The organism is Micrococcus sp. HMSC31B01 (assembly GCF_001816085.1).
In the GTDB taxonomy this organism is placed as follows: domain Bacteria; phylum Actinomycetota; class Actinomycetes; order Actinomycetales; family Micrococcaceae; genus Micrococcus; species Micrococcus luteus.
The window spans coordinates 1-2,096 of sequence record NZ_KV825050.1 but is presented as its reverse complement, the minus strand read 5'-3'; the positions used below and the strand labels follow the sequence as shown (position 1 = coordinate 2,096).

Annotated in this window: 4 protein-coding genes; 1 reads left to right on the top strand and 3 read right to left on the bottom strand. The window is 66.1% G+C overall.

Going from position 1 to position 2,096, the window contains the following annotated elements; translation table 11 throughout:
- Positions 1 to 295: IS5/IS1182 family transposase (locus tag HMPREF3105_RS04465; protein WP_070708859.1), on the top strand; the 295-nt coding region annotated here is incomplete at its 5' end.
- Here HMPREF3105_RS04465 and HMPREF3105_RS04460 read toward each other — a convergent pair.
- From HMPREF3105_RS04460 to HMPREF3105_RS04455, 3 genes are all read right to left on the bottom strand, one after another.
- A complete protein-coding gene (locus HMPREF3105_RS04460) occupies positions 292 to 1,314 on the bottom strand; it encodes a cytochrome c oxidase assembly protein (protein ID WP_246830328.1) in 1,023 nt (340 codons plus the stop codon). The genes HMPREF3105_RS04465 and HMPREF3105_RS04460 overlap by 4 nt on opposite strands.
- A 91-nt stretch (positions 1,315 to 1,405) precedes the next feature.
- Positions 1,406 to 1,636 carry a hypothetical protein gene (locus HMPREF3105_RS13215; RefSeq protein ID WP_168167992.1) on the bottom strand — a complete coding sequence of 77 codons (231 nt, stop codon included), beginning with the start codon at positions 1,634 to 1,636 and terminating at the stop codon, positions 1,406 to 1,408.
- 55 nt (positions 1,637 to 1,691) lie between these two features.
- Positions 1,692 to 2,096 (bottom strand): vitamin K epoxide reductase family protein (locus HMPREF3105_RS04455; RefSeq protein WP_305791326.1); only part of this gene is annotated, 405 nt, incomplete at its 5' end.

Here is a 2,096-nt window from a genome sequence, read left to right as displayed (position 1 = left end):
GTACTCCTCCCGGGCGATCCGCACCCACCTGCGTGCCCGCCGGATCAAAGCCGTGATCCCCGAGCCGGCGGATCAGCAGGGCCACCGCAGGCGCCGCGGCTCGGCCGGTGGCCGTCCCGTGGGCCTGGACTCGCAGGCTTACAAGGGCCGGAACGTGATCGAGCGCCAGTACGCGCACCTGAAGCAATGGCGGGGCCTGGCGACCCGGTACGACAAGTACGCGATCGTCTACCGGGCCGCCGTGGTGTTGAACGCTGTGCTCGCGTGGTCCAAACGATTGTCAGACATGCCCTAGCTCTCGTTCCGTCTTCGGGAGAGGCTGGCGAGGTACTCGTTGTAAGAGTCGAGTTCGGCGTCCTCGGCTTTCTGTCGCTGTCTCGAGGTGCGCACGTCGCGGGCTCGCCAGCGGGACAGGCAGACGATGAGCACTACGAACATCGGCAGCTCCGCGTAGGTCCATACCAGCGTGCCGGCGATCGCCTGGTCGATGACGGGGTCATGGCTGCCTGTGGGGGTGGCGTATGCGCTGAACAGCGGTGTGGCGGTACGGAGCAGGATCAGGCCGAAAATGGCGTGGATCTGGATCTCGACGGCGATATCGACGAATCGTGCGGCGAAGGAGGGTTGGCGCGGTAGCGGATCGGAGGACCATAGCGGTGTTGCCGAGACGATGCCGAGGACGAGGATGACGAAGAGCAAGGCGTCCTGGCCGAAGGGGATGCGCATGATGACGCTGATCGCGTCGGTCAGGTAGAGGACCGGGTACAGCAGTATCGCAATGACGATGGCGACCACAGGGTGCAGTGCGGCGCTCCAGAATCGTGAGCGCAGTCCCCCGTGCGCGGCACGGAGCACGAGACGCCCGAGGCCGGTGTGCGGTGTGCTGCGCAGGAGCAGCAGCCCGGGTGACCCTGCGATGAGGAGCGGCGGAACGACGGTCAGCAGGGTGATCTGCTGGAACACCAGCGCTGTGATGGATTCCGTCGCGAGACGGTTCACACCGAACATCGTGATAGCGAAGATCAGGGCGCACCCGATCAGGAACGATGCTGTGCGGGCGATCGCCCAACGGCGCCTGTTTCGCCACATCCAGATCGCTCCTCGCAGATACAGTGCCGCGAACAGCAGAGCGGCGATGCCGACGGGTGAGCCGGTGAGGGGTTCGAACGTGACCCACTGGTCGATCGGCGGCACAGCGAATTTCCCTTCATCGAGGCGATCAAACGTCGGCGACTTCGGCCGCGGTGGTGGTGCCGGAGCGGGGTCAGGTGAGGCCGGAGTAGGAGTGGGGCCTTGGCCCTTGATCGTGGACACGGTGTCGGTTCGGTTATGCCGCTTCCGCAAGCGGCACCGGCTCCCAGGGCAACCAGGTACAAGGGAATCTGCCACCGCTCCAGCCAGCCGATCATGTACTTCCTTTCCGGGCGAGGACCTTGCCTCCATCCTCACGGAGCTGCCCGGTTGTCGCGACGTGGCGGTAGAGGGCCTGTTGGACAAGGAACCTACTGCCTGCCCTTCTCGGTTTCCCAACCTGTGTCCGGCTTTGCCGACAGCTCGGCTCCTCACGCCTCAGGTAGTGCCCGAGCGCCAGCCCTGCTTGGCGGGCGCCGATCACTAGCACGTCGGTCTTGGCCATGGTGTGGTTTCTCCTCGTTGCGGGCGCGTGGGCGGGCCGTAGTGCGGCTGGTGTGTCAGTAACCGGTGAGGGCCGGGAAGAAGGTCCAGAACACCGAGGCGGCCACGGCCACATAGGCGATGGCCACCAGGGTTCCGGCCCAGCCGGCGGAGAACCGCACCACCGCGGCGTGCGCGGGGATCACGCCGTGGGCGAGGTTGCGCACGGTGAGCAGGATGAACAGCGGGATCATCGCCGCCCACACGATCATGCAGTACAGGCACAGGATGTGGATCTCGAACAACGCCTGGGACCACAGCCAGATGGTGAACACCGTGCCGGCGGTGACCCCGGCCTGCAGGCCGGCCCAGTACCAGCGCCCGGGGCTCGCCCCGGAGAGGGTCACCATGGCGGTGGTGATGACCACGGCGAACGCCACGATGCCGATCAACGGGTTGGGGAAGCCGAACAGCTCGGACTG

Bases quoted from the DNA above. Each gene is read 5' to 3' on its own strand.
- HMPREF3105_RS13215 (WP_168167992.1), bottom strand. From the start codon at position 1,636: ATGGCCAAGACCGACGTGCTAGTGATCGGCGCCCGCCAAGCAGGGCTG.